At 37.8% G+C, this 25,911-nt stretch carries 26 protein-coding genes; 3 read left to right on the top strand and 23 right to left on the bottom strand.

The window, feature by feature from the left end; genetic code table 11:
- The first annotated feature begins 3 nt into the window (after window positions 1–3).
- Entirely contained in the window at window positions 4–1,368 is a 1,365-nt protein-coding gene (locus tag QCQ61_RS02375) for a hypothetical protein (RefSeq protein WP_279449120.1), read from the top strand.
- 1 nt (window position 1,369) lies between these two features.
- Here QCQ61_RS02375 and QCQ61_RS02370 read toward each other — a convergent pair whose 3' ends face one another.
- The 3 genes from QCQ61_RS02370 to QCQ61_RS02360 all read right to left on the bottom strand — a co-directional run bounded on the left by QCQ61_RS02370 (window position 1,370) and on the right by QCQ61_RS02360 (window position 4,303).
- Window positions 1,370–1,966 (bottom strand): FMN-binding negative transcriptional regulator, encoded by a 597-nt coding sequence (locus QCQ61_RS02370; protein WP_279449119.1) that lies wholly within the window; start codon window positions 1,964–1,966, stop codon window positions 1,370–1,372.
- A gap of 154 nt (window positions 1,967–2,120) precedes the next feature.
- Window positions 2,121–3,611, bottom strand: coding sequence for a cellulose synthase family protein (locus QCQ61_RS02365; RefSeq protein WP_279449118.1), 1,491 nt, complete (start codon window positions 3,609–3,611; stop codon window positions 2,121–2,123).
- Entirely contained in the window at window positions 3,608–4,303 is a 696-nt protein-coding gene (locus tag QCQ61_RS02360; protein WP_279449117.1) for a glycosyltransferase family 2 protein, read from the bottom strand. The genes QCQ61_RS02365 and QCQ61_RS02360 overlap by 4 nt, the downstream gene beginning before the upstream one ends.
- A 123-nt stretch (window positions 4,304–4,426) precedes the next feature.
- Between QCQ61_RS02360 and QCQ61_RS02355 the strand changes: the two genes are divergently transcribed.
- Window positions 4,427–4,807, top strand: coding sequence for a DUF2784 family protein (locus QCQ61_RS02355; RefSeq protein WP_279449116.1), 381 nt, complete (start codon window positions 4,427–4,429; stop codon window positions 4,805–4,807).
- A gap of 151 nt (window positions 4,808–4,958) precedes the next feature.
- On the opposite strand, the gene QCQ61_RS02350 is transcribed toward QCQ61_RS02355, so the two are convergent.
- Both QCQ61_RS02350 and QCQ61_RS02345 read right to left on the bottom strand, forming a co-directional pair.
- Window positions 4,959–6,545, bottom strand: a complete 1,587-nt coding sequence (locus QCQ61_RS02350) for a 4Fe-4S binding protein (protein ID WP_279449115.1) — start codon at window positions 6,543–6,545, stop codon at window positions 4,959–4,961.
- Window positions 6,546–6,591: 46 nt separating this feature from the next.
- Window positions 6,592–7,899, bottom strand: coding sequence for an NAD(P)/FAD-dependent oxidoreductase (locus tag QCQ61_RS02345; RefSeq protein ID WP_279449114.1), 1,308 nt, complete (start codon window positions 7,897–7,899; stop codon window positions 6,592–6,594).
- Between the two features lie 128 nt (window positions 7,900–8,027).
- On the opposite strand from QCQ61_RS02345, the gene QCQ61_RS02340 reads away from it, so the two are divergent.
- The gene (locus QCQ61_RS02340; RefSeq protein ID WP_279449113.1) at window positions 8,028–9,074 is read left to right on the top strand and encodes a glycoside hydrolase family 113; all 1,047 of its coding nucleotides are present in this window, start codon (window positions 8,028–8,030) and stop codon (window positions 9,072–9,074) included.
- Between the two features lie 20 nt (window positions 9,075–9,094).
- Here the strand turns inward: QCQ61_RS02340 and QCQ61_RS02335 are convergent, their stop codons facing one another.
- From QCQ61_RS02335 to QCQ61_RS02245, 18 genes are all read right to left on the bottom strand, one after another.
- Window positions 9,095–9,529: a hemerythrin domain-containing protein gene (locus tag QCQ61_RS02335; protein ID WP_279449112.1), complete on the bottom strand. Its 435-nt coding sequence runs from the start codon at window positions 9,527–9,529 to the stop codon at window positions 9,095–9,097.
- A gap of 87 nt (window positions 9,530–9,616) precedes the next feature.
- Window positions 9,617–10,390 carry a TIGR04283 family arsenosugar biosynthesis glycosyltransferase gene (locus tag QCQ61_RS02330; RefSeq protein WP_279449111.1) on the bottom strand — a complete coding sequence of 258 codons (774 nt, stop codon included), beginning with the start codon at window positions 10,388–10,390 and terminating at the stop codon, window positions 9,617–9,619.
- A gap of 33 nt (window positions 10,391–10,423) precedes the next feature.
- Window positions 10,424–11,224 carry a DUF547 domain-containing protein gene (locus tag QCQ61_RS02325; protein ID WP_279449110.1) on the bottom strand — a complete coding sequence of 267 codons (801 nt, stop codon included), beginning with the start codon at window positions 11,222–11,224 and terminating at the stop codon, window positions 10,424–10,426.
- A gap of 28 nt (window positions 11,225–11,252) precedes the next feature.
- On the bottom strand, window positions 11,253–12,149 hold the full coding sequence (locus tag QCQ61_RS02320; protein WP_279449109.1) for a sterol desaturase family protein: 897 nt from the start codon (window positions 12,147–12,149) through the stop codon (window positions 11,253–11,255).
- A gap of 31 nt (window positions 12,150–12,180) precedes the next feature.
- On the bottom strand, window positions 12,181–12,999 hold the full coding sequence (locus QCQ61_RS02315) for a purine-nucleoside phosphorylase (RefSeq protein ID WP_279449108.1): 819 nt from the start codon (window positions 12,997–12,999) through the stop codon (window positions 12,181–12,183).
- Between the two features lie 2 nt (window positions 13,000–13,001).
- Window positions 13,002–13,694 (bottom strand): TIGR04282 family arsenosugar biosynthesis glycosyltransferase, encoded by a 693-nt coding sequence (locus QCQ61_RS02310; protein WP_279449107.1) that lies wholly within the window; start codon window positions 13,692–13,694, stop codon window positions 13,002–13,004.
- A gap of 31 nt (window positions 13,695–13,725) precedes the next feature.
- The gene (locus QCQ61_RS02305; protein ID WP_279449106.1) at window positions 13,726–14,226 is read right to left on the bottom strand and encodes a rhodanese-like domain-containing protein; all 501 of its coding nucleotides are present in this window, start codon (window positions 14,224–14,226) and stop codon (window positions 13,726–13,728) included.
- Between the two features lie 51 nt (window positions 14,227–14,277).
- Entirely contained in the window at window positions 14,278–15,354 is a 1,077-nt protein-coding gene (gene arsS, locus QCQ61_RS02300) for an arsenosugar biosynthesis radical SAM (seleno)protein ArsS (RefSeq protein ID WP_279449105.1), read from the bottom strand.
- A gap of 90 nt (window positions 15,355–15,444) precedes the next feature.
- Window positions 15,445–15,783 (bottom strand): arsenosugar biosynthesis-associated peroxidase-like protein, encoded by a 339-nt coding sequence (locus QCQ61_RS02295; protein ID WP_279449104.1) that lies wholly within the window; start codon window positions 15,781–15,783, stop codon window positions 15,445–15,447.
- A 110-nt stretch (window positions 15,784–15,893) separates the two neighbouring features.
- The gene (locus QCQ61_RS02290; RefSeq protein ID WP_279449103.1) at window positions 15,894–16,646 is read right to left on the bottom strand and encodes a DUF481 domain-containing protein; all 753 of its coding nucleotides are present in this window, start codon (window positions 16,644–16,646) and stop codon (window positions 15,894–15,896) included.
- Between the two features lie 62 nt (window positions 16,647–16,708).
- Window positions 16,709–17,056, bottom strand: coding sequence for a DUF488 domain-containing protein (locus tag QCQ61_RS02285; protein ID WP_279449102.1), 348 nt, complete (start codon window positions 17,054–17,056; stop codon window positions 16,709–16,711).
- 29 nt (window positions 17,057–17,085) lie between these two features.
- Complete coding sequence (locus QCQ61_RS02280; RefSeq protein ID WP_279449101.1) at window positions 17,086–17,991, bottom strand: tryptophan 2,3-dioxygenase family protein; 906 nt, start codon at window positions 17,989–17,991, stop codon at window positions 17,086–17,088.
- A gap of 134 nt (window positions 17,992–18,125) precedes the next feature.
- Window positions 18,126–20,237 (bottom strand): peptidylprolyl isomerase, encoded by a 2,112-nt coding sequence (locus QCQ61_RS02275; protein WP_279449100.1) that lies wholly within the window; start codon window positions 20,235–20,237, stop codon window positions 18,126–18,128.
- Between the two features lie 196 nt (window positions 20,238–20,433).
- Window positions 20,434–21,687, bottom strand: a complete 1,254-nt coding sequence (locus QCQ61_RS02270) for a hemolysin family protein (RefSeq protein WP_279449099.1) — start codon at window positions 21,685–21,687, stop codon at window positions 20,434–20,436.
- Window positions 21,688–21,952: 265 nt separating this feature from the next.
- Window positions 21,953–22,531, bottom strand: coding sequence for an LPS export ABC transporter periplasmic protein LptC (gene lptC, locus QCQ61_RS02260; RefSeq protein ID WP_279449097.1), 579 nt, complete (start codon window positions 22,529–22,531; stop codon window positions 21,953–21,955).
- A gap of 2 nt (window positions 22,532–22,533) precedes the next feature.
- On the bottom strand, window positions 22,534–23,898 hold the full coding sequence (locus tag QCQ61_RS02255; RefSeq protein ID WP_279449096.1) for a tetratricopeptide repeat protein: 1,365 nt from the start codon (window positions 23,896–23,898) through the stop codon (window positions 22,534–22,536).
- A gap of 19 nt (window positions 23,899–23,917) precedes the next feature.
- A complete protein-coding gene (gene bamG, locus QCQ61_RS02250; RefSeq protein ID WP_279449095.1) occupies window positions 23,918–25,156 on the bottom strand; it encodes a BamG family beta-barrel-assembly machinery protein in 1,239 nt (412 codons plus the stop codon).
- Window positions 25,156–25,884: a type III pantothenate kinase gene (locus QCQ61_RS02245; protein ID WP_279449094.1), complete on the bottom strand. Its 729-nt coding sequence runs from the start codon at window positions 25,882–25,884 to the stop codon at window positions 25,156–25,158. The genes bamG and QCQ61_RS02245 overlap by 1 nt, the downstream gene beginning before the upstream one ends.
- Window positions 25,885–25,911: the final 27 nt, after the last annotated feature.

Genomic DNA, 25,911 nt, shown 5'->3' with positions numbered 1-25,911 from the left:
GGAATGCTCCAAAATGGATTTTTAAGAAATAGGTCTAAACCAAACATTTCAAAAAAACGTTTTTGGGTTAGTGTGGCTCTTGGTATTGGGGCATCATATTCTTTTTATACCTTACTTTGCTTTATCAGTTTGTTTACTGGGTTATTCGATTTGGGAACCTCTAATTACGTGCTTGCAACTGGTGCTGTGGAGCGGTATTGGCAAAACTTCAACTTTGCGTTAATCTCATTGGTGCTGGGAAATGCTATGTTTCTACTGAATCTTTTTCGTAAACCCGATTACAATCCTGTTCCAGGTAATGTGAGATTGGCAGTAGTAAACGATCAGCGTTTTCTTCCATTCAATTTTTCTTATCTTTTATTCAAATTAGGCCTTATGGTCGCGTTGCTTTCTGACAGTATTGACACGAGAGTTTCTGAAATGAAGTATATACTGCCTTTAGCTGTGAGTGTAATATTTTTTGAAAGTTGGAAATCTATAATTAGATACTTCAAAAAGGCAGCTTACAAACCCCTGTTATTAAATTTTTCTATACTACTTGTTTTGGCTTTTGGTTTCGCATTTACTTCAGTATTTCCTGCAGAAAGAATTGAAAATATTCGGGTGAGTTTCAATCCGTTTGTAGAATTACCTGTGTCTGATTATGAAGATAATGTGGATATATACTTTAGATGGAAGAAACTCAAGGTTTATGAAGAAAATAATCAGCTACTGTATCTATTGGATAGCGAGAAAATAGCAAACTTTGATTTGTTGGGCGATTATTTAAGGGAAGAAATATCCAAAAGATCTCGAGGAAGTTTAAATATTACACTGTTGATGCCACAGAATATTTCCCTCAAAAATTTAGTGAAACTTGAAAACCGACTCACTAGTTTAGGCTATCTTTCTATAAAATATATAACAAAATTCAATGATGAAGCACTTGTAAATCGATTCGACGCTAGAGGTTTGCATAAGGAGCTTCATTTTATAAACACCCCAGATTCTGCATCTAAAATCCCTTTACCTCCACAGTCAAAAGATGCGGTTGCGAGTAAAACAATAAAAATTTATTTAAGTGAAAATGCCTTTATTGTTGACAATGAAAAAATAGCTGAAAATGAACTGGTTGAATTCTTTATAAAACACATTGATAGTGTTATACAATTTAATTATGTTTATAATGACAATGTCACCTACCAGACATATATCACGTTATTGGCTTCCCATAAACAGGCAATTCAAGATTTGCGATATAACGATGAAAGGGTCAAATTAAAGTTTGAAGATTATTTTAGACCGCTGAATAGAAAGGAGTATGAAGCGGATCAGCAAAGAATTCACAAGAAATATCCGCTACTTATAATTGAAAACTATATTGAATAGTTTAATTGTAAGTAAAATTGATAAACCGCGAGATATCCTTTCGAGATTTTTTTATCAATTCCTCTTTCGCATTCTCAAAATCCTGCGGGATTTTATCTTGTGATAGCTTGAATTTCCCTTCCCAATTGGTGATTTCTATTTCAAAAGCTTGAATATAATCTATTAATCGTGCCATACGGGCGTCGTCTTTTTTTAATACAAAATGCGGTTGATTGCCTTCCAAAAATTCAGTCATATTAATAATGGTTTGCTTGGCTGCTTCGTTATCGTTGATGAGGGCTAGCTTACCCGTAATATGAACGATTATGTAGTTCCACGTTGGTAATTGCGGAGTGGTATAAATGCTGGGCGAAATGTACGTGTCTGGCCCTTTAAAAACAACGGTAACTTCCGCGCCATCTTTTAAAGTTTCCATTTGTGGGTTGCTTCGGTCTAAATGTGCAATCAATTTTTTGGTGGCAGCGTCGTAAATAAACGGAATGTGCGTAATAAAAGGTTTTCCGTCCTTTGCGGTAACCAACATTCCCAACGGAAAATGCTCAATAACCGAAATCATTTTTTCAATGTCGTGCGATTGGTGGTGTGGTGGTGGATACATTTTGATTGTTGATTTTAGATTGTCGATTAACGATTTAAGAACTTCTCATTGAAACTCTGCGGCTCTTTGTGTAACTCTGTGGAATAAATATTACGCAGAGTATCGCAGAGAAAAGCGCTGAGATTCGCAGAGTTTAAATGTAAAAAAAAATGGTTTATGCTTTTGAAGTAAGCGATTTAAAAAATACAAACCCAAACCCCAGGAAAAGCATCAAGTGGAACGGGAACAATCCGAAATCGCCTCCTTGGTCGCCCACAACAAAGGCGCTGTACATTCCAAAAGCGAAATAGAGCATCAATACGCCTTCTATAACCACGTTTGGAGAAATGTTTTTGGTGAGGTATTTATTGTCTTTCCAACCATCTTTCAGCGCTCCAATGTTAAATTTCGGCGTACGGATAAATTCACTTTTCTTCCCGAAATGTCCTTCCAAAACCGCAATGGAGTTGTGCAGCGAAAATCCCATCGCCACCGAAAAGAAGGTAAAAAACATAGCTGTGTATTTCATAAAATGTTTAAAACCACCGCCGTAAACTGCTTTATAGGTAAACCAATAGCAGATAAAAAAGATAAGTGTGCTTATCACGAAAAAGCTCATCACGTAAAAATAGAGCTTCAAATGTTCGTATTCATTTTTTATGTAAAGCATAGGAATACTCAAGATTGCCACTATCAAAATGTTTAAAAACATAGTGCTGTTTAGCAAATGCAGAAAACTGTGTATTTTAGTTTTAAAAGAAACATTTTTACTTTTAAATACGCGCCAAGCCATTTTCTGAAAATTCTCTGCGCCCCCTTTGTTCCATCTAAATTGTTGCGAACGCGCGGCACTAATTACCACTGGAAGTTCGGCAGGGGTCTCCACCGCTTCCAAATATTTAAACTTCCAATTTTTAAGTTGAGCGCGATAACTCAGATCTAAATCTTCGGTTAGGGTGTCGCCTTCCCAGTTTCCCGCATCAAGAATGCACGCTTTTCGCCAAACACCCGCCGTGCCGTTAAAATTTATAAAGTGTCCTTTGCTATTTCTACCCACTTGTTCCAAAGTAAAATGTGCGTCGAGCGCAAAGGCTTGCACGCGCGTAAGTATGGAGTAGTCGCGGTTTAGGTGTCCCCAACGGGTTTGTACCACGCCAATTTCGGCATCTTTAAAATAAGGAATGGTTTCTTTTAACCAGTTTTTCTTCGGAAGAAAATCGGCATCAAAAATAGCTATATACTCGCCGTTTGCGGATTTGAGTCCCTCTTTTAGCGCGCCAGCCTTAAAGCCTTCACGGTTTTTACGTGTTAGGTGCTGGATGTTCAAACCCGTTTTTTGAAGTTCTATAATATGTTTTGCGGTTTTTTCAAAAGATTCGTCTGTGCTATCGTCAAGCACTTGAATTTCAAATTTTTCTTTTGGATAATCAATTTCAGAAATATTATCCAGCAAGCGTTGCATTACGTATAATTCGTTGTAAACAGGAAGCTGAATGGTTACAAATGGAATTTCTTCAGCATTTAAAAAATTAAAAGTGGGCGCAATTTTATGGTTTTTTCGCGCTCGGAGGTAATTGAAAAGCAAGTTTAATTGTGCCAAAGCGTACATAAAAATGAGAAGCAGGGCAATGGAGTAAACCGTGATGATTATTGATTCGAGAATCATTTTTTGAAACTGTATTTAAAAATCCAGCTTAGGATTTTTACGCCCGCAAAGATAGCACCTTTTACGGTACCCGAAACTTTTGAAACCCCGATGCGGTTTTTGTAATTAACGGGTACTTCGGTATATGTAAAATTCTTTTTTAGAACTTTAAGTTGCATTTCTACCGTCCAACCGTAGGTTTTGTCCTGCATATTTAAAGCGAGTAATTTTTCGTATTTAATAGCGCGAAAGGGTCCCAGATCCGTAAATTTTGAATTAAAAAATAAAGTCATCAATTTGGTTGCCAATACATTTCCGAATCGTTGGGGAAAAGTCATGGCGCCCACTTCCCGCAATTCTTTCACACGCGCACCCACAACAAAATCTAGGTTATCTTCAAGAATTGGTGCCACAATTTTTGTTAATTCTGATGGGTAATCGCTATAATCGCCATCTAAAAAAACAACTATTTCCGGCTTTTTATCTTTGTCTGAAATGTATTCCATTCCTTTCAAACATGCGTTTCCGTAGCCCGCCTTTGGTTGAAACAGAACAGTGGCACCTGCTTTTTCAGCAACTGCTGCAGTACTGTCAGTAGAATTGTTGTTCACCACAATTATTTCTGAAACGATATCGGGAATTTCAGCAATCACTTTCCCTATCGAGGCTTCTTCGTTATAGGCGGGAATTATTACTTTGATGTTTTTATTCATTTAATATGGATTAGACCTCACAGGATTTTAAAACCTGTTAGGTCTCTTCTTTAGATTTGCGAATTTCAGAAAAATAAACTTTAAATTGTGGCATTTTACTAATTCAAAAAATTAAAATTCCCCTTGGAAAATTTCTGGCTTCAATTCGGCAATTGGTTTTTTATCGTTTTTCATTCAGGGCTTATTGTTTTTAATCTTTTTGGCTGGATTTTTAGAAAAACACGAAAGCTCCATTTTTTCACTTTGGCACTTACCCTTTTTTCGTGGCTTGTTTTAGGCATTTGGAATGGTTTCGGTTATTGTTTTTTAACCGATTGGCATTACGATATTTTGCGTAACTTGGGTAAAACCAATCTACCGAATAGCTACATAAGCTTTTTGGTGGAAACGTTTTCCGGCTGGCGGCCCGATGCACAACTCGTTGAAATATTAACGTTAGTTTTTACGCTGCTAGCTTTGGTTTTTTCGCTTTGGGTGAATTTTAAAAGAAAAGGATTAAAATAATGAATAATGAGTAATTTGAAACTGACAACTGACAACTGACCACTGACAACTGACAACTGACCACTGACAACTGACAACTGACAACTGACAACTGACCACTGACAACTGACAACTGACCACTGACAACTGACAACTGACAACTGACCACTGATTATTTGCTCACATAATGCATTAAATCTACGTCGTTACCAAGTAAAATTTCGTTGCTATTGATGCGTTTTTCCAACGGACCATTTTCAAGTTTTAAAACCCCACGCGGACAAACCGCAGAGCAAATTCCACAGCCTACACAGCTGGAACGTACAATGTTTTCACCTTTTTGGGCGTATGCGCGTACGTCAATGCCCATTTCGCAATAGGTGGAACAATTGCCACAACTAATGCATTGCCCGCCGTTTGTGGTAATTCTGAACCGCGAAAAAAGCCGTTGCTGAAATCCCAAAATTGCCGCCATCGGGCAACCGAAACGGCACCAAACCCGGCTTCCGAAGATTGGGTAAAATCCTACACCAATCACCCCGCTAAAAACGGCACCGATCAAAAAACCATAGCTCTGACGAAGGGTTTCTGCTTCAAATAGAAACAAAGTCTTTCCTGAAAAAAAGTGAAACCCGATCAACGAAATAATAATCACGAAATAACCAATTGCCCCATAACGCGCATCTTTTTGCAATTCTTCTCTTTTAAAAATCCAAGTACCTACGACAACTGCCGTTAAAATTACTGCCACGGAGAGTAGAAATACATCTTTTGTTAACCAATATTTTGTGCTGTCGTCGCCCAAATAGCTGTGCACTACTGCCGTTGTCATTAACACTACAAAAACCAACACACTGTGTATTACCCAACGTTCCACCTTCCAGGCTATCTGCCGTTTGTCGCTCAAATGCCTAAATGGATCGCCAGCCGTTTCGGCGAGTCCGCCACAACCGCACACCCAACTACAGTACCAGCGCTTGCCGTACTTATAAGTTAAAATTGGGGTGATTATAAAAATTGAAACGATTCCAAAAATCAACAAAGCCAAGCCAATATCACCGGCCGAAATAAACTGATCTACACGGTACTGCTCGAAATTATAATAGTTAAGCGGCCAGATATTTTTAAGGTCGTAATAGGGCAGCGAGAAAGTGTCATTATTTAATCTGGACATAAGCTCGGGAATAAGAAACGCAAAACCCAATTGAAAAAACATGACCGAATAGGTGCGTAATTTCTCGTATTTATTGTGGCGATATTTTAAAATAAATTTTATTCCAAATGCCAAAATAGCTAGTGTATAAAGGGTGCCATAAACAAACCATTGGCTTGCGGGACCACCGTTTAAAACCTCGCTAAGCGGATCAAAAAGTGCTACGAGCCCTGTATTATCACCATTTTGAGCCAATCCCAAATATTGTGGAAACCAATACAGCAAAACATAAAATAAGGTGAGTGCTATGCCTAAAATCCACGCCCAAAACCCTTTAGAGGTAAGCGATTTAAAATAGACACCGTCGTTTTTAATTCCTTCGTGTTTGTTTAAATACGCTGCATTAGAGAACCAAACGGTTCCTCCGCCAATCATTAATAGTGATGTGGTAAGCCAAATTGCTCTATTGGGAAAACTTACATTTAATAGTGCCAAAAAGAGTATGGTCAAACCAATTAAACCTATGGCGGAAGCCAACTTTTGTTGCGTGTTTATGGTTTTTGGCGGTTCGCCCGTAAGCGACATATTTCTTTGTACTGTACTCATATTATTTGGAATTAGACCTCACAGGTCTCCCAGACCTGTGAGGTTTTTAGGAAACTGCTGTTTTATTTAATGACAAGAATTCTCTCAAAATCTCGTTTTCATATTTTTTATAAAATTCTGGGTCGAAGTTGGCTTGCTTTAAATTTTCGATTACATAATCCACACTTCTTTTTTCGTTGAGCCAAGTATCAAAAACTTCCTGTCTCATCCGTATTCCGAACGTATTTATACCCAGAAATTCATTGGAATTTTTATGGTATGAAATAGTTATACAACGAAGGTCGCTTGCGCATTTCCAATGAAATTGAACTTCGTATTCCTTTTTTCGTTCTTCCGAAAAAACCCAGCCGTACGTTTGGTATTCAATATCAAAAAATTTAGCGCTGTTAAACCAATTGCCAGGATTGTACTCAAAAGGTTTTCCGCTTATAGTCTGCGCCAAAGCCTCACCCATCATTCGGCCGGTGTACCAAACCGCCTCTACGGGTGGGCGATTGCCGATGGGCTCCCGTTGTTGGGCACAGTCGCCAATTGCGTATACATTTTGAATATTTGTTTCTAGTAAACGGTTTACCAAAATACCTCTATCGGTTTCAATTTTTGAGTTTTTTAGAAATGAAATTTGTGGTTTTACCCCGGTGGTAATTCCAACAACACTACAGGGAATTTCCTCGCCATTTTTAGTTAAAACGGCGCGCACATTACCTTTGCCATCATCTAGAATTTTATCCAATTCGGTGTTATGCCGAAGATCTACACCGTGCGAAATAATGTGTCGAGAAATCATTTCGGCATCTTGTTTTGGAAGCACATTGGCCCAAAAACCATCTTCGCGAACAAGCATCGTAACTTCAATATCGCGAGTGCGGAGCATTTCGGCCATTTCAACGCCTATTAAACCACCGCCAATTATTACAGCACGCGGACATTCTTTATTGTTGGGAGCATTAGTTTCTAGCTTTTCCAAATCCTGTTTTGACACCAGACCTTGTACGCCATTAAGTTCCAGTCCATCCCATCCAAACGTGTTTGTTACGGAGCCAGAGGCAATTATTAGCTTATCGTAAATTATACTGCCGCCACCTTTAAAATAAAGCGTTTGGTTGTTGGTATCTACCGTTTCAACGTAAGCATTTTTGAGTTCCAGTCTGTTTTTTTCCCAAAACCAAGATTCGTAGGGTTCTATATCGCGCCACCGCATATGGCCCATATAAACGTACATCAAAGCAGTGCGGGAGAAAAAATGATCGGTTTCAGCAGAAATGATGGTAATTTTTTTATTTGAAAGTTTCCTGATGTGTCGCGCTGCGGTAATGCCCGCAATACCGTTGCCTATAATAACAATGTGCTCCATACTTTTGATGCTTGTTTTCTTCAGTCGTTTATAAATTTACGCAATTACATGTGGGGCTGATTTAAAACAGTTATTAATTTTTACAAAAATTCTGAAATAAAACAGTAATTTCAACTTCAACTTTTATTATGAAGCCTATTAACCGTTTTGTTTGCTGCATTTTTATAATATTCTTTTGTGCTGGCTGTGCACAAAAGAAGGATGCTTCTTTAGATTTACCTACTATTGAAAATGCATCTACAAAAATTAACGGCGTGAGCTTTGTGGCTGCTGCCGATTCACTTTCGGCGAGGCACATTGTTGCGTTACAAACGGTCCATCCCAATTATGTAACGGTGATGCCTTTTGGCTTTATAAAAGGTTTGAATCATCCCGAAATTATATACAATCAAAAGCGGCAATGGTTTGGCGAAACGTACGAAGGGGTAGCGCAATATGTTAACATGCTTCATCAAAACGGAATAAGGGTAATGTTGAAACCTCAAATCTGGGTTTGGAACGGCGAATTTACGGGCTATGTTGAAATGGCTTCGGAAGCAGATTGGCTTCAACTTGAAGAAACCTATAAAAATTTCATTCTGGATTTTGCAAAAGTTGCCGAAACTGAAAATATTGAAATCTTCTGTGTAGGAACCGAATTGGAAAAATTTATTGAACACCGCCCAGCATTTTGGCGCGAATTGATTGCTGAAGTAAAAACTATTTTCAACGGAAAAGTGACCTATGCCGCCAATTGGGATGAGTACAAACAAGTTCCATTTTGGGATGCGTTGGACTATATTGGCGTAAATGCGTATTTCCCTATTTCAGACCAAAAAACGCCAACAGTAGAGGAAACCAAAATAGGCTGGGGCCGATGGAAAACAGAATTGCAAACCATTTCGGATAAGGAAAATAAAAAAATTCTCTTTACGGAATACGGTTACCGAAGCGTTGATTTAAGCGGGAAGGAGCCTTGGAGAAGCGATCGGGAAATGACTTCCATAAATTTAAAAGCACAGGCAAATTTACTTGAAGGACTGTATAAAAGCGTTTGGAATGAACAGTGGTTCGCCGGTGGTTTTTTGTGGAAATGGTTTATTGCCAACGATAAAGTTGGAGGTGCAAGGAACACTCAGTTTACGCCACAAAATAAACCAGCACAGAAAATTATTGCAAAATATTATGGACCATAAAGAGTAACTATTTTAAACAGTTACCTGTTTTCCTCCATTTGTTTTAAATAATCTTTGGCGATTGCGGTTTTTTGTGCTTCGGTGAAAACCTTGCCTGCCAATTGAAAAAAACTGTGCTCCTCATCCTCCAAATGATGCTCAACTTTTTCGCACAATTGTTTGGCGTACACTAACCAAGCTGGCGAATCCATATCGGTCTCATCTACTTTTTCCATGAGTTCATCCATTTCGTGATGTTCGGCTATCCCGTGGCGGGCGTGTTCCTGCATCATATCGTTGTGGATTAATGGTGAATAAAAGGTGCGTTCCTCTGCATCAGCGTGAATTTTTAACTCGTGCTTCAGTTTTTCCCACATTTCCTTCCTTCCTTTTGAATCGCCCGAAGTGGAGGTTACCAAACGGCAAAGTTCGCGTTGTTTATCGTGGTCTTTTCTAATGGCTTCAAAAATGTTCATAGCTATGTTTTTTGTTTGTTTTTCTGTACAATATCCTAAAAATTTTGGAAAGAAACCTCTTTGAAAATTGAAAGATTTTAAATCTGTTTAATTTTCAACAATTTGATTGGAAAATTTTTCTTCTGAAATTTCCGTTGAATTCACTTGCTTGATATGCTTCAAATAGTACTGATATAATTCGTCGGCATCTGCGCCAACCCCGCGTTTTACATAGATTGCCCAAAAATGATACTGTAAGTTCCAAACCCCTTTTTGCCTGTAAAGTCGTGCGGAGGTCGTTAGTTTTTTAGGTATTACTACAAACTTTTTTCGTTTGTAAAGTTGTCCTATTAAAATATTGTCTTCGTAAATTATATAATCTTCATCAAAACCACCGATAGAATTAAAAAGCTGTTTGGTGATAAATTGGCTTTGGTCACCGCCGCGACAAGCTTTCCAGTTAAACCGCGTTAACCAGCCTGCCAATTGCAACCACCAATGATTACTGTCAAATTTTAACCGGAAACAGCCAGCCGGATTGCCTTTGTTTACTTCGGCAACAATATATTTATCAAATTTTTTAGGTGGAAATGAATCGGCGTGCAAAAAGTACAGTATTTCACTTAGAGCGTGTTTTGCTCCTTCGTTCATCTGTTTTGCGCGACCTTTTTCGGAAGAAAGTAGGCGAATGCTATAAATACTTTGGGGCTGTACCGTTTTCGTTACATAGGTATTGATTAATGACTGTGTGCCGTCTGTGCTTCCGCCATCTACAAATATTATATCGGCCCGATATTTTCCCGAAAGTCGGGCGGGCAGTTTTTGAAGCAACTCGGTTATGATTTCGGCTTCGTTTAAAACGGGGATGATGATTGAAAGCATGTTGAGATTTAAAATTTTTAAATGATTCGCCTACTACTGATCGTTTAGGTTCCAATCATAGTTTTTATAGCTTAAAGTAGCGTTTGCATTTATTTTTGTATTAGAATATTGATTAATAAATGCTATTACATCCTGTTTGCCGTTTACTTTATAATCTTTTGCATACCAATCAAAAATTGAGGAAACCTTTGGGTTGCTCGCAGAAATATCGTTCTTGTCGCTATTGATAAATTCGTTTGTCGCGCGGTCCAATTGCTCGTTAATTTTTGCGGCGGTATAAGCTTCGTCTAAAAGTTTTGGGCAGGAAATAGAAGCACAATTTATAGCGAAATGAATGCGTGGTTCGTTCATTTTCCGAAGTATTCCGTTTTCAATTCCGCCGAGCGAAAGCATTTTATCGCCCACTGCCACACGTCCTTTGGTCCAAGCGCCATCAATATCTTTTATGCTTTTTAGTGGGTAATTTTCCACGATCAATTTTACCGTAGCTGCATTGTAAAGGTTTATGTAAAAAGCGAGCAATTCCTGAACGCTCCAGTTGTTGGTTGGATTTTTTTCCGAAAGCATTTTTAAATATCCATCCAGTTTGGCTTCGTCTTTTTTAAACGCTTTATAATCTACCATTCCGTCGCTGTTTACATGTTTTTTCAGCAATTTGTCCCATTGCGAATGATCAATATTTACGGCAGAATTTGCTGTGGTTGAGGTGAGATTGGATTGTACTTTCTTTGTAGGTTGTCCTTGGCTACTAATACCCGCGGCCGATAGCAGATTGCAACTTTGGAGTGAGCATACTAAAAATAATAAGGTGGCGAGATTGAAGATCGTTTTCATTTATAACAGTTTTCAGGATTTAAAATAATTACGAATTAGTTCGCCTTTTGGTTTTTATAGGATATAATTCCTGTGAAATAAAACCGGAAGGAAATTTTTCATCTCCATCAAAGCCCAGCTCAATGTCGCGACCGTCGTGCGGAATATGGTTCGTTTTAAAAAGATAATCCCAAAGACTTAAACTAATCCCGAAATTAACACCGTATTGGGCGTGTTTTGGCAAAACTTTAGCGTGGTGCCAAATGTGCATTTTAGGATTGTTGAAAATATATTTTAAAAAGCCGTAATCCCAGCCCAAATTGGCATGGTTTAGATGACCGATTGCAAGTGCCGAAAAATGCACAATGGCAACAGATTCCACATTAAAACCGCCAATAATTGCCAACGGAATGTACAGTAAGGATTTATACACCACTGGTTCCATCCAATGATAGCGCAGATGTGCCGCAAACCCCATTTCCTTAACAGAGTGGTGCAACTTGTGAAAATTCCACAGAAAAGGAGAGTAGTGGAGTAAACGATGCGTGTTCCACTGCACAAAATCCGTAATTAAAAAGAATATTAAAAGTCCGATGCCAAAGGGCAGGGCGTCTAAATCTAAAAGCTGAAAACTTGAAAGCTTTAATCCCACGACCGATAACAAGTCGTTAAAAAGTTCGGCCGTTGCGTTGGAAAGGAAGATTAGTACAATTAAATTCAACAGAAAAAAATTGAAGAACATATAAAAAGTATCTAACCAAAAGTCTTTTCGAAACACCTTTTGTTGCTTCCTCCATGGAAAGAGCAGCTCCAAAACCCAGACCAATAAAGAAACCAGAATCAATCCATAGAAATAGTTTTCCCAATGGAAATACGTTATTTCCCGCCACAGATAGTTAAAGTATCCGTGGTAGGAGTTTTTAAATATTTCGAAGTATTTTTCCAAGATTTCTTTAGTCGTGCCGTATTGAAATAATTTACAATTGCTTAATTAGCTCAGTAAAGAGGGTAATCATATCGGGCTCTGCTTTGGCGGCCATTGCAATTATTTCTTCAATGTCAACGGGTTTAAGACTGTCTGGATTACATTCATCTGTTAAGATTGAAACGGCCGAAACTGGTAATCCTAAGTGGTTGGCAACGATAACCTCCGGTACGGTGCTCATTCCCACGGCATCGGCACCAATAATCTTTAAATAGCGGTATTCGGCGCGAGTTTCCAGTTGCGGTCCAACGACGCTGGCATACACGCCTTTGTGTAGTTTTATATTTTTTTCGGAAGCGATCTGCTCCAGTTTTTCGTTCATGGCAGCATTGTAGGGTGCACTCATATCTACAAAACGTTCGCCCATTTTTTCAACTCCACGAAAGGCTAGCGGCGAATTGCCCTGCAAATTAATATGATCGTCAATAAGCATAATTTCACCTTTTTTGAAATCGAGATTTATCGCGCCCGAGGCATTGCTCACCAGCAAATGTTTAATGCCCAAAAGGTGCATAACGCGAACCGGGAAGGTTACGTCTGTAAGCGAATACCCCTCGTAAATGTGAAAACGCCCCTGCATTAGCAATACCTTTTTACCTTCAAGCGTGCCGTAAATTAATTTTCCTTTGTGAAATTCTACGGTTGCAGTGGGAAAATTTGGAATGTGATTATAGCTAACTTCAACTTCAACAGTTACGTTGTCAATAATTTTTCCAAGGCCAGTGCCGAGAATTATTCCTATTTCGGGTTTTTCAATACCTCGCTGCTGAAGGTATGCTGCTGCTTCTTCAATATATTTTAAAGCTGTCATATTTATAAAAAGTTTTTGTCTAAATGAGGAGGTAAAAATTGTTGAAAAGCATCTAGTTCCTTAATATCTTCGTAATAATCAATGTCGTTTCGCTCTTCCAAAAGCACCACTTTTTCATTTCTTAAATCGATTAAGGTTTCTTCCAAAACGGAACTTGTACCCCAATTTTTATTTTGAAATATTTTTGAATGCAATTCTTTCATTCCCAGTAAATAATAGCCACCATCTTCCGCCGGACCAATTACCAACTGGTTTTTTTGTAAAACTTCGAAGGCGTTTTCAATGTCTTTTTGGCTTAAATCATAAATATCGCTTCCTACAATCAGAATGTTTCCGTAGCCCATTTCAAATAATTCTGAAAATGCATTGTTCATTTTTTCACCTAAATTACTTCCGGATTGCAGCTTTTTTCTGAAAATTTCCGGATCCCAAATATCGTCTCGATGAATGTTTTCGGAATAAAAAATATATTTATCTGCGTTAATATTTTTTGTAATTTCTACGGTGTGTTTTAAGAGAAACTTGTAAATATTTAAGGCATTTTCATCACCTACAGATTTAGCCAATCGGGTTTTTACCTTGCCCAATTCCGGGTTTCGGGTAAATATAATTAATGCTTTTTTTGAAGATGGAAAGTAAAAATTACGCGCCATTTCGTTGTCGCTTTTTGTATTTTTAGAGGTTAATAAAGCCATGGTATTATACTATTTTTAAGGCTAGCAGAACTTAGTACATCGGGTTGCCGCCGTGCAGATACTTACTCCAATGCTTGGAAAAAGCGTGTACGTTTTCAGTTTCATTGCCAGTGGAATCTACCACTGGATAGCCTTTATTTTTCCATGCAAAGATACCGCCGTAGAGGTTTTTAATATTAGTAAAACCAGCTTTTTTTAATTTTTCGCCAATTTTTTCGGAACGAATTCCCACCGAGCAATAAACTACTACTGGAAGGTTTTTATCGAGCTTTTGAAGCTGTTTTTCTTCCATAGAAAAATTGTTGAAACCCACGTGTATTGATGTGTTTATATGGCTTGTCTGAAATTCTTCTGGCTCGCGCGCGTCAAGAATTAGAACGGTATCATTCAATTGTAACATACGCAGTTCTTCCACGGAAATATAGGAAATACTCTGTGAATTGTATTGATCTAAAAGTTCGTCAAGCGGTTTTTGGGCGAAGGATAAGCCAAAGACAAAAACAAGCAATAAAAATGGTAGAAATTTTTTCATGGAATGATAACGATCCAACTGATTTTATAAAGGTGAAAGTCTGTACTGAATTTAATTTGTAACCACGCCCTGGCAGCTACTTCCTGCCCCTGCAGTACAACCGTAGCAGTGTTGTGACACAATTATTTTTCTGTTGTTTAAAATATCTTCATTATATTCTGAAATATGCTGGATTTGGCTAGCTACCTTTAGTTCCAACATTTGATTGAAATCGCAATCGTATAAATATCCGTCCCAACTAATGGAAATGGTATTGCGGCACATTACGTTTTTTACAGCCGCAGGATTGTAGGCTTCCACTAAGGAATACATATAATCTTCGTAATTTTCAGAAGCGATTAAATAATCCAAAAATCGCGAAATAGGTAAATTTGTAATGGCAAAAAGGTTGTGAAAATATATCCCAAAATCTTCGAGTAATGCTTTTTTAAAATCTTTTTCCATACTTGTTTGATCGCCTGGTAAAAAGGCGCCGCTCGGATTGTAAACCAAATCTAATCGCAGGTTGCTGTTTGGCATACCGTAACCAACGGCATTTAGTTCCTGCAAAGCTTTAATAGATTGGTCAAAAACACCCTCGCCTCTTTGTTTGTCGGTTTTGCCACGCGTCCAATGCGGCATGCTACTCACTACGTGTACATCGTGTTTTTTAAAGAATTCGGGCAAATCGTGGTATTTTTTGTTGGCGCGAATAATTGTTAGATTGCTTCGCACTATAAAATCCTGAATGCCAGCTTTGCTCGCTTCTTCAACAAACCAGCGAAAATCTGGATTCATTTCCGGGGCGCCGCCGGTAAGATCTAAGGTATGCGCGCCAGTATTTTTAATTACTTCCAAACACTGCAACATGGTTTCGCGCGTCATTATTTCTTTGCGATCGGGGCCTGCATCTACGTGGCAATGTTCGCAAACCTGATTGCACATATAACCAACATTAATTTGAAGAATCTCCAGTTTTGAAGGTCGTAAGGGAAACTGGTCTGTTTCTTTTATTTTTTCGGAAAAAGTAGGTAGCTCACCATTGGCAAAAATGCCGTTAGAAAGTTTTTCGAGTTGTTTATTTGCAATTGCAAATTCGCTATCGCGTTTATGAAGGGATTGTTGCTTTTTCTTTTTAATATTGGGCATGTAATCATTTTAAAATATTCGAAATACTGTTCTAAAACGCAAATTGTAAAACATTGCTTTTTACCGACGGTGGCACATTGTTCTGCGGCGCTACATTTCTAACTTGTTCACCTTGTTCATCATCATTACGCCGTGTACCAAGGTGGCACCGCTTTTAATAGCGGCTCCCACGTGTACGGCCTCCATCATTTCTTCCTTAGTGATGCCGCGCTGCAATCCATCTTGTGAATATGCATCAATGCAATACGGGCACATTTCGGTATGGGCAACGGCAAGTGCGATTAGCGATTTTTCGCGTGCAGTAAGCGCACCTTCTTCAAAAACTTTTCCGTAATACTCAAAAAATTTGTCGCCGAGCTCCTTGCTCCATTCTGAGATTTTTCCAAATTTTTTAAGATCTGCGGGGTCGTAATAATTGTTGTTGGCCATAATGAAGTTTGGTTATAGATACGTAAATTGAAGCAATTCGGTTTGCGAATTGAGGTAAATATAGCGAAGTAGTCTTTTAAAAAGTCCTATCCTTACTAAAGTTTAACAATTTAATCGAAAGAATAAACAAAACCGCTTTCCAAATTGTATTGGGAATTTGGAATTCCAACCGCTGGGGTTTCGTCATAAATAAAGGTGTACGTAGTTTTAAAGGCAAAATTTTTAAAAAGATCTACAAGCAATGAGCTCTGATTTGAAATACGGTAATCGCCAAAATCACTTATTCGGGGTTGATAATAGGTAGTGCTAACAATAGTCACAGTTTCGGTAGGGTATAAGCTGAAAGAAAGATAGGAAGTGCTTCTAAATCCGCGCTGAATTGCGGTAAAACCGTCGTTTAGCTCCTCAACTTCATACATTAGTTGTGTGCCAAAATAGAATTTATAATCCTCAGAAGTAGTTAATTTAAAGCGCGGGCCCATTCCCAACAAGCCTCTAAAATCTATTTTCGAAACCTTGTTGTACTGAGCTTGTGCAAAAACTTCCCAGGCAATGCGAGGGTGAAATTTATAGTTATAACGAAGATGTGTTATTCCTGCATTCTCAAATTTATTGCCTTCAATATTTTTTAGTTCTATATCGTTTTTCAGCAGTACTAAATGTTTATTCATTTTATACTGAAGATGGGTGCTACTGCTAAAAGCGAAATAATCATTTACATTGCGTTTAAGTGAAAATCCAAGACTTACTGAGCCCGAAAAACCAGAAGTGTCGGTTACTTTTCGAAGTGATTCGGCATTGAGAATTTGAGATTTTGCAGTAATAGAAAAGCTGATAATTAAAAGCGCAACAAAATATTTCATGCTAAAATTAAAAAATTGGTTTCAGCCATTAAAAATACTGAAAAGGTTTAAAAGGGAAGAATTTATTGGTTTTCGAGATATTCCTTTAACACAATGGCTTGGTTATTTTTTTCGTCTTTGGCTCCATAGAGAAGGGTGATGCGTTTATCATTTGCCTTCGCTATTAATTGCTGCACAAGGTCATCCTTTTTTTTCAATTCACTTTTGTACTTTTTGGAGAATTCATCAAAGCGTTCTTCTTTGTGATCAAACCATTTCCGAAGCTCTTTTGAAGGGGCTATTTCCTTCATCCATTCGTTTAGGTTTGCATCTTCTTTACTCACGCCACGTGGCCAGATTCTATCTACTAAAACCCTAAAGCCATCAGTTTTGTTGGCATCTTCATAAATGCGTTTGGTTTTTATGTCCATCAGTAAAATTCTTGTCGCACTGTTTTTGCTTATTCGCCCCAATTTGCAACTTCTTCAGCCGACCATAATTCTGGAAAAAATTTGCGCTGCTGATATTTGGGGTGGAGGTACTTTTGCCAATCAGAGCCTCCCGTCGCGGCTTTAGTTTCGCCTTTGCTGTTTAAATAATGATTTGCTGTATCTAAATGAACAATGGGCCAGGCTACATTATAAAAATGATCAAATTGTTTTAATTTATCTTTTAGTTCGTCTGAAGGATTGGGCATTTGTGCTACGCGTTCCTCGAGCGTTTTCCCCATAGTATTTTTGGCTAAGACCTTAAAATCGGCTTCGTATTTTTCAATAAACTGTCGTAGCGTTAAGGTCATTTTACCGGTTTTTCGGTTTAAACCTGCGTCTTTCCAATAAATGTTTTCAAAATAATCATCAATTGATGGATTGTCGGGCATGCGCTCTCTACCTTGACTATTTATAAGGTTTTCTAGCTTGGTGCAATATATTTCTAACACGCGAAATTGCGCGCTCTGAAAGCCGCTGGCAGGAGTAAGGGTTGCGCGAAAAATATTATAATCGTCATAGCTCATGCCGTCCTTCATAATGTCGAATGAAGTGATAAGCATACGAGTGTAGCGCTTTAAGCGGTCTAGCTTTGTAATCCAAGTTTCTTCTGAAAGATTCTCACCTTCTGAAAGTTGTTTTATTTCGTGAACCATCATTTTTAGGGTGAGTTCGGTAACTTGATGGTACATCACGAATATTTCTTCGTCCTTAAAATCGGTTCGCGTTTTTTGAAGTGACAAAAGCGTGTCTACTTGAATATAATCCCAATAATTAATGGGTTTGGCTTGTAAAAGACCGTTTAAGTAGGTTTGGGGATTTTCGCCCAGAGCGCGGTATTTTTCCTCTATGGCTGCTATAATTTCTGAATTATCCATTTTGTGATTTTTGGTAAAAGTGCTTAAAAATAATGGATATTTTTGATTAACCGAAGCATTCCATCTTCAGTTTTAAAGAAAAAGCCCTGTTGCAAAATGTGCAACAGGGCTTTTATAAGTTTATCTATTTACTATTAATAGAAAGTTGCGCGATTATCTTCAATCTCGGCTTTCTTTTTTAGTGCGTTATAAACGGCGCTTTGTGCCGCTGGAACTGCTTTAGAACTTAGTTGGTTCGCATAGTTTACATACGACTCTAGTTTTGGAGCAGGATTAAAAGCGGTAGTTTTTACCATATAAACGCCAGTGTTACCATTAATTAACCCGGTGGTTTCGCCTGGTTTAGTGCCGAAAGCAGTACCCACAACTTTAGGCTCGCTATTGGCTCCAATTAATGGATTGGCCATAGTAATACCAGTTGCTGTTTGCACACTTACACTTTGGTTTTTGGCAACTTCCTCGAGCGTATTGCCGGTAACCGAATTGCGTATTTTTTCGGCTTTTTTCTCCTTTAATAAAATAGGCTTAACAGTGGCGGTAGCTTGTGCAACGCTCATTAAACCTTTTTCATTTTTACGGGTAAGCTGTGCAATTACATAGCCGTCTGATACGCTAAAACGCTTGTAGTCTCCAACTTTGGTATCTTCTTCAAAAGCCCAATTTACAATACTGCGGTTTGCTCCCAGTCCGGGAATATTGCCTTCCATTTTAGCAAGATTGTTAACGGGTTTTACTTCTAGATTTTGAGCTTTTGCCAATTCTGAAAAGTCGCCGTCTTTTAAAGCCACCTCAAATTTTGAGGCATTGGAAAATACGTCGTTAATTGTATTGTCAGACGGTTCAATGGCTTTTACAACAGTTGCGAGTTTAATAGCTTTTTTAGGTTCAGATTGTTCGCCAACCTCCACAATATGAAAACCGAAATCTGTTTCTACCAACCCGATTGTTCCCGTTGGGTTGTTGAAAATAAATTTATCAAAAGGTGGTACCATTCGGCCTGGAGTAGAACTGCCTAAGTCGCCGCCGTTTTGACTGGACCCATCGTCTGATAATTCGTTGGCTAGATCTGCGAATTTAGATTTGTCTTTTTTAACTACGCTTAATATGCTATCTGCCAATTTACGTGCTTCCTCTTTAGTTCTTGTAATTGTTTCGGGAGCGCGCATAGTACCTACATAGCGAATTAAGATGTGTTTAGACGCTGCTGAATCGGGCATTTTTTTGGTCTCTAAAACCTTTGAAAGGTAGAATGTATTATCAACTTTAAAAGGACCGTAAAAATCGCCTTCGTTTAAGTTAATCAATGTATCTGCAACCGTTTGTGGAAGTTCATTTTTAAACATCCAACGGTCAAAAAACGGAACATCGGAATTTGCATTTACAAATTCTTCGTAATTTTTGGTATTTCTAAAACCAGCGATAGTGTCGTTAATTTTAGTGTTTTGGTTATATTCTACTTTGTTGTTAAGTAATTGGGCTGTTTGCATTTTAGCTTCGGCAATATCTTCTTCCGAAGGTTGCTCAGAAAAAAATACATATTGAATATCTGCTTGTGCTTCTACTTCGTAATCATTTGGATGCGTGGCTACATATTTCTTTATTTCGTCATCAGAAACGGTTACATCCTCGTCAGCAATTTTGCTGTAAGGAATCATAACGTAGTTAATGTTTAAATTGTCGTTTTGAAAATGGTATTCTTGCTCACCTTCAATAACGGTAGTTCGTAAGCCACCTTTAACCAAATTGTAGTAGGTACGCTGAAGTATGCTATTTTCGGTATTTTTTTCAAAATCGAGCCATTGTTTATACATAGCTGGTGAAGATGCCTTAATGCTTGCAATGTATTCTTGAATTTTGCCATCATCAACCTGTCCAGCTTCATTTAAAAAGGTTTGGTTGTTTGCCAAGGTTGTTTTAAGTGCATCGTCTAATTGTGCTTTTTCAACCGAAAGTCCTGCTTTTTCATACTGTTCTTCCTGAATTACACGACGAAGTTCACGCTCCCAAACCATATTAACGGCTTGTGTGGCATTGGAATTTGGCCCCATGTTTCGCTGTGTAGCTTCCACTTGTTCCATAAAACTCTGTCTGGAAACGTCTGTGCCATTTATGGTGGCAATTGTATCCTGAACTTTTGTGCCTCCGCCTTTGGTTAAAACATCGCTTAAAATAAAGGCGAAAAGTGCCAATGCAATAATAAGGATAAGGAATATCCCTCTTTTTCTAATACTGTTTAAGATTGCCATTTGATTTCAGTAATTTATATTTCTTCATTCTCAATCTTTCGAAAATGAAGGATTTGGTTGTGAGTTCCTCTTATTTCTTGTTGTTGTCAAGGATTTTGAGGATGTATTTTTTTTTCGGTTATTTAGGGGGCGAAAATACCATTTTCCTCTCATTAATAAAAAAGTATATGAAAAAAAGTGTGGAATAATTCAAATTCTAATCGTCCGCGTTGTTTTTTACTTCTACGAGTTCAATTTTTGTACTGGAAACTTCTAGAATTGTAAATATATAATCGTCAATTTCCACGGTTTCACCTTGGTCGGGAATTTCTTCGGTGTAGTTAACAATTAAACCGCCCAAAGTTTCATAATTTTCGCTTTCTTCTAGGTTAAGGTTGTAATTTTCATTTATGTAATCTACCTCTAAACGCGCAGAAAATTTATAATGTCCGTTGCCAATTTCTTCTTCAATCAGGGCTATACTGTCGTGCTCGTCTTCTATATCGCCAAAGAGTTCTTCAATAATATCTTCTACGGTAATAATGCCGCTGGTTCCGCCATATTCATCTATAACCACGGCAATACTCTTTCTTTTTTTACTCAGGATGCCGAGCACGTCTTTAATGAGCATAGTTTCGGGGACAAAAACAACTGGCATTAAAACTTTTTTAATGTTGGCCGGCTTATTAAAGAGTTCAAAGGAATGCACATAGCCTAAAATATCGTCTATATTGTCTTTGTAAACTATTATTTTTGAAAGGCCGGTTTCGGTAAAAATTTTGGCGAGTTCCTTAGGAGTGGTGTTAATATCTACTGCTACAATTTCTGTTCGCGGAATCATGGCTTCGCGCGATTTTACTTCGGAAAAATCTAAAGCGTTTTGGAAAATTTGTATTTCCGAATCCATTTCGTCTTTGGTTTCGGCAATATCCATTTGTTCCGAAATGTAATTGCCCAATTCTAATTTGCTGAAGGTGAGTTGTACCGTATCGCCTTCAGATTTAAAAATTAATTTCAGTACTAGGTCTGAAATCCAAATTACAAATTCAGAAATTAACGAGAAGAGTACATAAAAAAAGTAGGCCGGTAACGCAAAAATTTTAACCAAACTATTGGCGTAAATTTGAAAGAACACTTTAGGCAAAAACTCTGCGGTCATTAAAATAATAAGAGTAGAAATTATGGTTTGCACAAAGAGCCCTCCGAAGCCAGCCAGTGGAATATACTGCATTAACAAATCGCCCATAAAAAAACCATAAACAACCAGCGCAATGTTATTACCAACCAACATTGTAGCAATAAATTTTGACGGGCGTCGGGTTATTTTTTTTAGAATACCCGCTAAAAAGGTGTTCTGTTTTTTCTCAATTTCTATATGGATTTTGTTGGAAGAAACGTAGGCAATCTCCATGCCCGAGAAAAAGGCGGAGAGAATGAGCATGGTGAGTATAATTAAAATACTGTAATCCAATTTTTAGGTTGTGGTTTTTTTAATTTTGAATACAGGGTTACGATTTGGTTTCTGAACCTATAAACTTAAATTGCTGCATTATTTTTTATTTCGTTCTTCCATTTTCTTTCTGAAATTTCGTTTGAAAAAAAACATAAAAATTGCTAGCACAACGAAGAATAAAAATAAATATGCTCTATTGGGCTGGGTGTTCCAGTTGTTTATTGTTTCATAAAGAAAAAATGCCGCAATTATTAAATATGCGTATTCAAAAAAACGATATACTTTATTTACCATCTATAGTTTTATTTTTATCTACTAATTGTACTCCTTGGTTCTTTCGGGATAGAAAGGTAGTAAAATCTTCACTGCTGTCAAACCCAACCGCGCCCTCATTGTACGAACCATCCTTAAATTTTATTTGATAGGGTTTATCGGTAAAAACCCATTTGTTTTTTTGGTCCCAGTAAAGTTGGTTCGCTTTTAACACTACGCTGTCTGCGGTAACAACTACTACATTCTGGCGTAAATCTACCAGGCCCGTTTCGTCAAACTGAATGGCATAATCTGCTGTTACAATATTTTTTTTGCCATCGTCGTCCCAAAATCTAACTTCAATTCCGTTGGGAAATTCTTTATACGGGAACTCTAAATTTGAAAAATCCAGTAACTTTTCAGCTAAAAGATTGGTAACCAGTTTTCCCGAATCGGTATATTTAAAATTTACGTTTTTGCCTTCGGCCACGGGAGCGCCGTCTGAAAGGCTCAGTTTTTTTACGTTTTGGTAATTGCTTTCACATGCAAAAAACGTGATAGCCAATACCAAGGCTATCACGCTTTTAAACATATTTAGTGGGGTGTACATTCCTATAAGTTAGGAACTTTTACGCTTCCACCAACCCAACAATTAAATTTAACTGTTTTTCCGGCCATACCTTCAGAGAAAATATCGCTTGGTTGTGGGGCGCGCCCTCTGTATGACGATGCCGCTGCTCTAGCATTTCCTGCAACAGAACCATCTACACGAGCTGCTTTATCCATCATGTCTGCTGCTAACCAGTACATAGCTCTTTTTTCGAAAACTGTGTTTCCGCAGTTGTTTGCGCTATCTGCGTACATAGCGCCTATTTTATAGTAAGCAATACCCGCAGATGGTTTTACCTCTAACATCTTGTTGTAATAATTTCTTGCAGTACCATAACTTCCTTTTTTGCGGTAGTTTTCTGCGATACTATAATAAATTCTGTATTTTTTTGAATTGTCTTTTTCAAGATCAGCTGCTTGGTTAAAGTATTCTAAAGCTTTAGATGCTTTCCCTTCAGCTTCGGCTTGCTTTCCTAATAAATAAGCAGAAGTAGAACTTGGCTCCAATTCGTGAAGACGCACTGCTAACTTGTTAGACAATGGCGTTTCACATTCCTTGGCATCCAATCTGTTACTTGCAGATTTTAACCAGTCTATATCGTTCTTTTTTTCTTCAAAATCTTTTTCGTAAAACGGAACTAGATTTTTACAATCTGCTAATTGACCCAATGTGCCATTAACACTGCTTTCAACAGTAGTATATACACCCAAGTTGTTTTCGTAAACGTCTTTTGCACGTTTTTCTTTGCTGGTAAGGGTGTTGCCTGCTTCCTCTTTATTCATTAAAATAGTGAATTTTGAAGCAAGGTTGTTTTTTTCAGCATCTATTTTATCTATTACTACGTCGTATAGATTAAAAATTTCCTGAAGTGTTTTCTCACCGTTGTTATAAAGTTCTACCGCTAATGAGAAATAGGTATAAAGACTTTTTCCGCTGGTGAAATCTTCAGGGTGTTTTTTAAACGCTTCGTCAAATGCGTTAAATTGCTCGAGCTTGGAGCCAATACCGTAATCGTATTTTATTTGCGCTATAGTAGAAAGTACATCTCCTTCTTTCGTTTTTTCCGGAAAATTCTCCAATCTCAATTTATATGCTTGGATTAAATCGGTTACTTTGCTTTTGTCTCCTTTTTCTTCAACAAAATATTCAAACATTTTAACGCCATATTGGTAGATGGCAAGATTGTAGTCTGGACATTCTTTTATTAGTTTTTCGTAATGTGGAAGCGCAGCCTCATAGTTTTTTATTTTGGCAGGTTCGGTGAAATAGGATAACGAAATTGCACAATCGTCAGGAGCCTGGGCAAAAGATGATCCAGAAAAAGTGAGTAGTGCAATTGAGAATAATAAAAGGAATTTTGTTTTCATGGTATTTAAGTTATTGGTATTAATCATATAGTCTTTTTTCGAACCATCGGTCATTTAATGAGAAGCTTAAAAAGGTATTAAAGAAGTTTTCCTGAATTAAGCCATTATCTGTGGTTCCGCGTTTTCCAACTTCAAATCCTAGATTTACATTAGAGAATAGTCGTCCAACAGGTAAACCAACTCCAAAAGATATGCCAAACTCGTTAATGTCTTGCCCATTTACCTTTAAGCCGGTTTGCTCGTAACGTGCTCCGGCGCGATAAACCACTCGCTGAAAGTAGTTTCCAAATGAATTGTAATTTGGAATATAATAGCCTCCCAAACGAAATTTAGATGCGTCTTGGTAGGTTACGTTGTCTATGTTAAATGAGCGGTTTGTAAAATTACTAGTTTTCTGGTTAGTATATTCAGCACCCAATGCCCAATGTTTGGGTTTTCCTATTCCAGCTCCAATACTAAATTGCGATGGAAAGGTAAAATCGGTGTCGGCAACGGTTAGCTCCCGCTCATCTACCGTAAATATTCCCACTGGAGTAATTGAAACAGAGGCGATCCTTCTGTAATTTTCCGATGTAAAACTAGTGCCGGGGGTATAAGTTGCCGAGCCCGTTAACTCTAAGCTTTCAGTAATCATTTTTTTATACAGAACGCCAAAATTAAAACTGAACCCTAAAATATCTGAACGGTTAAAACTACGAGTGCCATACTGAACATCATTTTTTTGGGTTATGGCTGTATTTTCAATTTTACCGAAATTATAATTTGCATCAACACCAAGGCTCAATTCCGGAATTATTTGATAGCCTAATGAAAGGTAAGCTTTATTTAATCCGCCGGTTCCGGAGTATTCTGTGCGTCCGTCGGCTACATCAGAATAAAAATCATAGCCTACTGAAGTATAAGGAATAACACCAAAGCCCATCCCGACCTTTCCCATCGGGATACCCATTGAAATATAATCTAAAGTGGTAGTAGAGGTATTCTGGCTGTTATCGTTGTTTTTCTGAGTAGAAACTTTATGACTTCCACCAACTGAAAAGTTAACCAAGCGCAAACCTGCGTACGAAGCCGGATTTTGAAGATTAACGTGAATACTATCTGAAAAAATCCCCAAACCACCCATGGATCTGCTCTCTGAAGTTCCGCGAAATTTCAAGGTTCCGATACCATAATAAGAATATGGAGAAGTGGTTCCTTCCTGGGCCACAATTACACCTGAAACAAGTATAAATAAACCGACTATTATTTGTCTAAACATCAATGATTGTTATATTCTAAAATGTGGTTCAAGCCCTCCATTAAAAAATTTGAGTTGGCAAAGATGTCATTTTTTATGCTATCACGCAAAAAATGTGCGTCTCCTCCTGTTAAAATAACTGTTAAATTCTCATAATTTTCTTTGTAGGCAGTAATAAATCCATCTATTTCAAACAGCATTCCGTTTACCACACCGGAGTGAATGGCGCTCACCGTGCTATTTCCCGTTATTAATTTAGTACTAGTTGCTTCCAATAACGGTAATTTTGCCGTGAACGTATGTAGCGACTTATAACGCATTGTAATTCCAGGTGAAATAGCCCCTCCGAGATATTCGTTTTTGTCATTTAAAAAATCGTACGTTATGCAAGTTCCCGCATCAATAATTAGTACATTTTTTTCTTTGTGCTTATGCGCCGCGGCACTCACTAGTGCAATTCGGTCTATACCCAAGGTTTGCGGTGTGGTATAACTATTTTTAAAAGGAACCTCGGTTTCGTGATTTAAAATTAAAACTTTGTAAAGCTGTTTCAATTTTGAAAGTTGATGTTCTGAAAGATTAGAAACCGAAGAAACAATACTGCGTTTTATTGCGGGGAAACTTTCATAAATTTCTTCGAGCGTGGGTAAAAAGTCTGGTTTTATACAACTCTTTTTGTGTTTAAGGCTGTCAGAATCAAACACTCCAAGCTTTACTAAGGTATTACCAACATCAATTACAAGATTCATTTTTTAAAATATGGCCATAAAAGTACA

Origin of the sequence: Aequorivita marisscotiae (assembly GCF_029814825.1) — a bacterium.
GTDB classification, from domain to species: domain Bacteria; phylum Bacteroidota; class Bacteroidia; order Flavobacteriales; family Flavobacteriaceae; genus Aequorivita; species Aequorivita marisscotiae.
This window is presented reverse-complemented; position numbering and strand designations above follow the sequence as displayed.